Raw genomic sequence first — 7,683 nt, 5'->3', positions numbered from 1 at the left:
CACCAATAGCATAACCCGGTAAATCCAAATCTACCAACTGCCTTGCTGCTACAGAACGCAGATCGGGATAAACACCACCTTGAACAATACCAAACAAAGCCTGATCCTGACGCTGATGAGCCTCAATACAACGCTTCAACCATCGATAAGTACGATTTGTTGCCAACTCCACCTCTTCCCTACTCGCTGGGTAAGGTGGACATTCATCAAAAGCCATAATCACATCAGCTCCCAATTCATTCTGAATTTGGATCGAACGCTCTGGAGTTATATCAATAATACTACCATCACGAGGTGAGCGAAATTTAACACCTGTTTCACTAATAGTTCGGATTTCTCCTAAACTAAATACTTGGAAGCCCCCAGAATCAGTTAATATTGGCCCACTCCAGGCCATAAACTTATGTAGTCCACCAGCACCAGCTATAATACTTTCTCCTGGTTGTAAGTGAAGATGATAAGTATTTGCCAAGATCATCTGAGCACCCGCTTTCTCTAACTGAGTAGGTGTGAGAGTTTTGACAGTTGCTAAAGTCCCCACAGGCATAAATCTAGGTGTATCTACACTACCATGAGGAGTCAAAAAAACACCTGCACGAGCTTTTGTGTTGCTACAACAAGCCTGAAAATGAAAGGAAAAGTTTTGGGACATGATAGTTAGGTATTGGCAATTAAAAAATTCTAACTGTTTTCTCGAAACTGAGAACAAACAATTTATATGGTTTGCCTCATTCCCTATTTTTTTCCTTTCTGCTTAAAAGGGGCAATCATCATCATCAAACTGCATATCCCAATTAGATGACAAAACTTGATCCATTACTGCGTCAAAGGCTGCAGCATTTATATTTCTAGTAGTTTCTTCTTGAAGAGGGTTTGACAGAGGAATTAGTCTTAACTGACGTCCTTCAGTAATTAAATCAAAGTATGTTTCTTTCTTTGATGATTGTCCAAGTTCTAGGTAATCAAAACTAAGCACATTTAGGTATATTGAATGATTAGCAACTAAAGTTGACCGTTGACAATCCGCAAATACTTCTAGTATGTATCCTTCACCCCGGCTTTGAATCTGGCCATCTTGAGTATGGATATAGCGGACTCTACCTAAATCTATCAACAGTCTTTGCATATCACGTTTATTGACAACTATGCCAATGTCAATTATGCAAGGAGCAGATACTCTCTGGTCAAAATTATTGGAACTCATATAGCAAAAGCCTCTGAATTTGATAGAAATTTATCAGAACAGTTTTTTTTTATTCTGAGTTATTTAGATAGTGCTATTCTTGTTCCAATTCTGGCATAGTTTCTTGGAGTATGAACCAATAATATAGTAATCTGGTTTGGAATATGCACAAAATCTTATGTAAAAGGGAACAATTTATCTAACAACAGCTCATCTGGAGTAAGAGTTTCAGACTCTTAATCTATAGTTAAATTTTTTTATACATTCTATGAGTATATATATTTAACTATGTATGTATCCTGGAAATCTTTCAGGTCTATACAAAACTATTTTCCCAATATTAAATTTCTACCATACAAAACTCATTTTGTCTACTCCATTGTTGTTAATTTGATTTGAAACAAATGCAGCAAATATTATTTTTTTTGATACTATAGTTAACAACAAGAAGCCAAGCTCAGAAAATTTTGGGTGGTAAAAAATATTGCTCCAAGTAATTAGGAAAACTCTGACAAAACTCAGTGCTGGAATTGCATTTTACACCTGTTTACCGATTCCCCATACTTGGAACTTGGATTTTAATGGTATTGCTCGTTTCGCTCCTTTGATAGGATTGATAGTAGGGGGTATCCTTGGGGTAATCGATCTTGGATTACAAATTTTAGGAATGCCTATACTCACCAGATCTGCTGTAGCGATTATATCTGGAATTATTTTAACTGGTGGTTTACACTTGGATGGGGTGATGGATACTGCTGATGGGTTGGCAGTGCCAGACCAGAAACGACGACTGGAAGTAATGAGTGATAGTGCTACAGGAGCTTTTGGGGCAATGGCAGCGATCGCTCTATTGTTGCTAAAAATTACTGCTTTAACAGATTTAGATAGCGACCGTTTTTTAATACTAATGGGAGTAGCAGGTTGGGGGAGATGGGGACAGTTAGTAGCGATCGCTCGTTACCCCTATCTCAAACCTACTGGAAAAGGAGCATTTCACAAGGAGGCAAAATATTCGATTTGGGATTTTATCCAAAGTCTACTTTTATTAGTGAGTCTCAGTGGAATCCAAATTTTATTAAACCCTGAAAGTTGGTTAGTAGCTTCTGGGATGGCAATAGGAGGAATAGCGATCGCTCTGTTGACAGGTGCTTGGTTTAACCGTTGTTTGGGCGGTCATACTGGGGATACTTATGGTGCTGTGGTTGAATGGACAGAAGCGTTGTTATTGTGTTTATTGGTTACTTTAGAATAGCGATCGGTTATTAAATAAGGCAGCTATGCTGTTTGCGTAGCATTCCGTAGGAAAGGGAGAGAAAAGTTCAAAGGGAGAAGGTTTTTTGAGCACAGATTATCCGGACATGATATTACGTATAATCACCAGATATAGAACGCTATTGGTAGGGTGTATTAGCGGTAGCTTAACACACCAAAACCCTTATCTATTGTCAGTGCGTAAATCCTGTGTGTGTTTTAGTTGCTTTGGAATAGCGAACGGTATCAGTCCCCAAGCAAAGTGATCACAACCTGAAAAAAAACTGCTAAACTAGATAGATAAAAAAAGGCTTTTTAAAGATTAGACATCTCCAAAAATCAAAAATAAAATCAATTCTTATCCATAAATTATCAATTATTTCTCCCTGTTGCCTGTTGCCTGTTGCCTGTTGCCTCTTTTCTAGAGATGTCTATTGGAAAATGAGACAAATCAAACGACTAACAGCTATTATTGAGCGGGAGGGTGATGGATATGTATCTTTGTGTACGGAACTGTATATTGGCAGTCAAGGCGATACGACAGAAGAAGCGCGGTCTAATTTGATTGAAGCTTTAGAAATTTTTTTTGAGACTGCTGATGCTTCCGAGATTGAGCGTCGCTTGAAATAAAAATGTATAAAGACGTACAAACAATTTTCAACTCAATTCCTAATGAGGTTGCTTGGCAAAATATTGTACAATTTGAGCAGCTTGATGATCGCGTTGCTATAGCTAATGACTTTTATCCTAATATGGTTGGTGTCAATGATGGTTTTATTGAGTGGTGTCCTAATGATGAACCACCCAGCTATTTGGAAAGATTAATGTGGTGGTGGGTGGTTCGTCCAGATATGGGGGTGGCGTTTGCTCTTGAAGATCCTGTTGAATTGAAAAGAATTATTGGGAACTATATTTTGATAAATGAATAAAGTAATGTTGCATCCGCAACGCTTTCCTGCGGAATGCTGCGCAAACGCGAGCGCTTCTAAAATATGATTGCTTTGGGAAGGGGCGATCACTCTGTTGACAGGTGCTTGGTTTAACTATTGTTTGGGCGGTCATACTGGTGATACTTATGGTGCTGTGGTTGAATAGACTGAAGCATTATTATTGTGTGTGTTGGTGACTATGGAATAGCGGGTAGTGCATCAGTTTCTCACAAGAAGAAAATTATCGCTAGTGCTTTTCTCAAAAATATCAACGTGAAGAGTCTAGCAGTTGCTTTTTCATCTCATATAACATATAAGAGTTCTGATATTTGATACTTGTGCGGAATTTAAGCTATAGTCTGGAAGAGCCAAGGAAATAAAGGGTAAGCATTTCTACGGATTGAATAAAAACTATCTTGTTGATAGGGTAAATATGGATTTATGGAAAAATCGTGGATATCTTGGATCCATGGTGACAAAAAGTCTATGTTAAAGGACAACTCAAAGGTAAAGAACTATGAGTGATTTTCAGTCTTTAGATGCGGCTATTCCATTTTTTGGTCCTTTATGGACTGCGTGCTGGAAAGGAACATTTTCATGGTATCAATATGCAAGCAATCAACTTTTTACCTTTTTTCTTCCAGAAGGAGTAAAAGAGGGTAAGAAGGGAATTTATATGTACCATTTCGACAAGATGGCTGATGGTACTGAGTCAGTGAACAAATGTAATGTTGGTACAATAAGTGAAATCTCTTACCAAGATTCATCGCTGTCCTTTAGTGTTGGCAAAGGAGAGAATTACTATTGGCTTAATGTGTCGGTGAATTTAACGACGTATGAGACAAGTATTGAATTCCTGAATGAAAGTTCTAGTTCTCGTGAACCAATACAGGATGTTGAGATGTGTTACTTTTCTGGCAAGAAAGTTTAAGTACTGTCTTTAACCCTCATAAAGCTAATCAACGTCCTGTACAAGTACAATATTGGCATCAGAGATAGTGATAACGCCATCTCTGAGATCGAAGGCTACAGCCTACAAAGCTCTCAAGATTATGCTGAGAGCGCCTGGCAAATCTCCCAGTGCTTTATGACCGCAAGCCGGGCAAAAGTGAATTTTGGAGCCACCAAGTTTCTTGTGGATGTAAACACATTTGGGAGAAGTTTTGCTAGTATAAGCCTCATTATATCATGTTCCCCCTCCGGGGGAGCTACGCTAACGGATAATCAGTTATCAAAAAACTTCTGGCCTTTAAGCTTTCTTTCTCTTCTGCCTTCCCCTCCTGGGAGGGGTTAGGGGTGGGTTGCCTACTGCCTTCCTTCCTCCAAAGTGTAAGTATTCAGCCGAACATGATATGACAACTGATAACTGAAATAACTCCTGAGTGCTAATTTTTAGGCTCTATCCAAACTTTTATACCCTCCACTCTGAGAGCTTGGTTGCGAGTACCACAATATGCACCATTGGAATAAACTGGTAAATCTCCCATATTCTGAACGTGAGCTGTATAGAATACATCATAATTGGCAGCTTGAATACCTGTAAGACGAATCGCAAATCCTTCTATTCTTCTAGCTTTGCCACGTTCTCCAGCTAATTTTCCAGCTTCTAACCAAGGAGTATCACCTATTTCAGAAACATGAGCCATGTATTCAAGTTTTAACCCAGGAATAGGCGGTTCTATATTGATTTGAAAAGCTTCTACACGAAAACCTTGACCGCGAGTACCTGCATATTCTCGACCAGCAAAAATGCGATCGCCAATATTTTGTATATGAACTAAAACTTTCAACCCTACAGAAACTACTGATTTTTGATTAGTAGTTTCTCCAAACATCATATTTGGTCTTTCAACAGTGGGAAAATTTTTAGAGACTTCCACACCAGGAACAATAATGATTTCGTCTACAGGTTTTGTACCTCTAGGTTTTGGGTCTTCTAAAATCATCACATCTGGATCTTCAATAGCTGTTTCTGCACCACCAGAAGGTACTACTATTAAAGGTGGTAAACTTGGAACAGTTGATTTTTGCGTATTAGTTGGTTGAGTGGCAATATTTTGAGTTCGGTTTAGTTCTTCAAGTGCCGGAAGTTTAATTCTAGATGTTGTGGGTAAAGAATCATTAGGAATTGTCAGTTTTTCTCTAGATATAGCTAACATTAGTTTTTTGCCAAAACTGGCATTAACTTTTTCCTCTAATTCCAACCACTGCTCATCATCTAAATTTTTACCCTGTTTGACAAGTTTTAATACTGCTGAAAGTGGATGTGTCTCTGCAATTAAAGCTTGAGCTTCATCTGGTAATTTGTCAGATTTTGTATGAGAAATTAATTGATGTAGTTCTTTGGCTTTTGCTTTAAGTGATTGCAAAGGAGGAAATTCTGGTTGCTCTTGATGAGCGATCGCCAAGATTTGATTAAGAATATCTAAAACTGGTTGACTGCTTGATGATTCTGTGGTTGAAGCTAGTGCTTTAATTAAGTTTTCTAAGTCTGTGAAGGAAAATATTGCCCCTGCAGAAACTTGAGATGTTTTTGCCAACTCTAGTCCTTGCTCTTTAAGAGTAGCAAAATCTCTACCATAGGCCATCAATTCTTCTAGTAAACTTTCTGAAGGGGGAGTACCTGCATTTTGTAGTTCTTTAGCTGCCAGGGAGAGGCGAATACCCAATTTAGGAAAATTTTCTGATAGAGATGCTAGTTTTTCCAACAAGTTATGATCGGCTGTTTCCATATTTTTGTTAGAGTAAATTTATATAATTACAGTTTTATATATTACTTTAGTGGGTTAAAACCTACTATCAATCAACACAATTTAATAGAGGAAATAATCGCCTCAGAGCAAAAGCACAAGTTCGAGAATGGACTAAGTTAGTAAACCTTCCCGTTTGGCCTTTTTCCTGCTTTTCAGACTTGCTATTCAACTTGGCCTTGTGTTCTTCAAACTTGGCTTGAACTTCTCAGCCAACTTGAGAGACTAATCTTTTCTGAGTTACAGTTGTTCCACTCCAATTGTAAAGTTCTGTCTTTGCAATACTAGAGTCCGAGCTACTAAAACTTTCAACTTGAGCGGAATTAGCCAACTTAGCCCGACATCTATTTATAGTACCTGTGTTATTGGCTTTTAAACCTTTTATATCCAGATAAATTTCATTCATTTGTGCTATTACTCCCGGCTCGAATCCGAGAAAAGCAGCTTCCTTTTCCCAGTTCTTGAGTGCCTAATACCAGTTTGAAAAAAGAATGCTATAAAAAGTGCATCTTGATCGGATATGCTTAAAAATAGCTTCTCCAGTTCATTTTAGATGGTTATATCTATCGTTTTCCCTTTTTTTTCAATATTTATCATTTTCTTTGTGGGTTTAATACCCCACCGTCAACGGGGGTGTTCAAAATTACTTGGGGGAGCGAATCCCCATGTAATTTTCCTCCTGTCTCCTGTCTCCTGTCTCCTGTCTCCTTCTTCAATCCTTCTTCCTTCTTGCTTCTTCCTTCTTTCTTACTTCTACTATTTGTAACAAAAGTTGATCAAATTGGTATAAGTTGCCACAGCCAGCGCTTCGACTTGGTCGTTTTTGTCGGGGAAGCGTTCCGACTAGGGAAAAGAAGATCAAAAATTTGTCAAAAAACCTGATTTAGCACTCAAATTAGTTCAAAAAATATTGTTCATAAAATATCGTCCTGGTGTAGCTTTAGCGGATGGAGGTTATGGCAATAATTCCTCTTTTTTAGAGGAACTAGAGAAATTAGAGTTGAACCATATAGGAGGTTTCGCAAAAAACCGAAAAGTCAATATTATGGGTGCATCTCAATTTTGAATAAAGCCAAAAATTTCTTGCTTTTAGGCAACAGGCAATAGGGAACAGGCAACAGGGAATATATAGGAAAAAAGTATTTTTGCAAATATGAGATGCACCCAATATTATCAACCCAAAAATAGGAAAAAAACAGTGACAAAAAAGGTTAGATAAAATTATATGATCTTGAGCAGAAAAAGATTTTCAAGAAATTACTTTGTTTGATGTTACTGAATTTGATGTAATTCGTATTACAGTATCGTATTTACCAAAAATATCAAACTCTGAAAGAAGGGATTTATTTTTTCTGGGGAAAAACTTGAAGAATGTATGTCATTATACAATAATTTCATGAGAGTTTATCTGCCCAGATAAACAGGATAATTTCACATTATTTTAATTCTAGATTAATTTGACTAAGCAAAATTAATTTGTTGAAGAAGGAGACAGGAGACAGGAGACAGGAGGAAAATTACATGGGGATTCTCACCCCAAGTAATTTTGAACACCCCCGTTGACGGTGGG

9 protein-coding genes and 3 pseudogenes are annotated in these 7,683 nt (G+C 37.7%); 6 read left to right on the top strand and 6 right to left on the bottom strand.

Annotation, left to right across the window (positions count from 1 at the left end):
- Together tgt and F6K13_RS09890 are read right to left on the bottom strand one after the other, a co-directional pair.
- On the bottom strand, positions 1-652 hold a 652-nt coding region (tgt, locus tag F6K13_RS09895; RefSeq protein WP_287287305.1), incomplete at its 3' end, for a tRNA guanosine(34) transglycosylase Tgt.
- A gap of 102 nt (positions 653-754) precedes the next feature.
- The gene (locus tag F6K13_RS09890) at positions 755-1,204 is read right to left on the bottom strand and encodes a hypothetical protein (protein ID WP_124143512.1); all 450 of its coding nucleotides are present in this window, start codon (positions 1,202-1,204) and stop codon (positions 755-757) included.
- A gap of 463 nt (positions 1,205-1,667) precedes the next feature.
- Between F6K13_RS09890 and cobS the strand changes: the two genes are divergently transcribed.
- The 5 genes and pseudogenes from cobS (at position 1,668) to F6K13_RS09865 (ending at position 4,294) form a co-directional block, all read left to right on the top strand.
- Entirely contained in the window at positions 1,668-2,435 is a 768-nt protein-coding gene (cobS, locus tag F6K13_RS09885; RefSeq protein ID WP_240038789.1) for an adenosylcobinamide-GDP ribazoletransferase, read from the top strand.
- Positions 2,436-2,875: 440 nt separating this feature from the next.
- Positions 2,876-3,064: a type II toxin-antitoxin system HicB family antitoxin gene (locus F6K13_RS09880; protein ID WP_124143514.1), complete on the top strand. Its 189-nt coding sequence runs from the start codon at positions 2,876-2,878 to the stop codon at positions 3,062-3,064.
- Between the two features lie 2 nt (positions 3,065-3,066).
- Complete coding sequence (locus F6K13_RS09875; RefSeq protein WP_124143515.1) at positions 3,067-3,363, top strand: hypothetical protein; 297 nt, start codon at positions 3,067-3,069, stop codon at positions 3,361-3,363.
- A gap of 82 nt (positions 3,364-3,445) precedes the next feature.
- Positions 3,446-3,529: pseudogene (locus F6K13_RS09870) on the top strand (adenosylcobinamide-GDP ribazoletransferase); the annotation flags it as partial.
- Positions 3,530-3,880: 351 nt separating this feature from the next.
- The gene (locus F6K13_RS09865; protein ID WP_124143516.1) at positions 3,881-4,294 is read left to right on the top strand and encodes a hypothetical protein; all 414 of its coding nucleotides are present in this window, start codon (positions 3,881-3,883) and stop codon (positions 4,292-4,294) included.
- Positions 4,295-4,396: 102 nt separating this feature from the next.
- On the opposite strand, the pseudogene F6K13_RS09860 reads toward F6K13_RS09865, so the two are convergent.
- The 4 genes and pseudogenes from F6K13_RS09860 to F6K13_RS09845 form a co-directional block, all read right to left on the bottom strand.
- Positions 4,397-4,534 (bottom strand): annotated as a pseudogene (locus F6K13_RS09860) (zinc ribbon domain-containing protein); the annotation flags it as partial.
- 214 nt (positions 4,535-4,748) lie between these two features.
- The gene (locus F6K13_RS09855) at positions 4,749-6,095 is read right to left on the bottom strand and encodes a hydrogenase (RefSeq protein WP_287287303.1); all 1,347 of its coding nucleotides are present in this window, start codon (positions 6,093-6,095) and stop codon (positions 4,749-4,751) included.
- Between the two features lie 226 nt (positions 6,096-6,321).
- On the bottom strand, positions 6,322-6,519 hold the full coding sequence (locus F6K13_RS09850; protein ID WP_124143518.1) for a hypothetical protein: 198 nt from the start codon (positions 6,517-6,519) through the stop codon (positions 6,322-6,324).
- Positions 6,520-6,706: 187 nt separating this feature from the next.
- Positions 6,707-6,829: a hypothetical protein gene (locus F6K13_RS09845; protein WP_275670435.1), complete on the bottom strand. Its 123-nt coding sequence runs from the start codon at positions 6,827-6,829 to the stop codon at positions 6,707-6,709.
- 149 nt (positions 6,830-6,978) lie between these two features.
- Between F6K13_RS09845 and F6K13_RS09840 the strand changes: the two are divergent.
- Positions 6,979-7,179 (top strand): annotated as a pseudogene (locus tag F6K13_RS09840) (transposase); the annotation flags it as partial.
- Between the last annotated feature and the right edge of the window lie 504 nt (positions 7,180-7,683).

Source organism: Okeania sp. SIO2B9 (assembly GCF_010672505.1).
In the GTDB taxonomy this organism is placed as follows: Bacteria; Cyanobacteriota; Cyanobacteriia; order Cyanobacteriales; family Microcoleaceae; genus Okeania; species Okeania hirsuta.
Note: the sequence above shows the minus strand (reverse complement) of the source record. Positions and strands in the feature narration are given on the sequence as shown.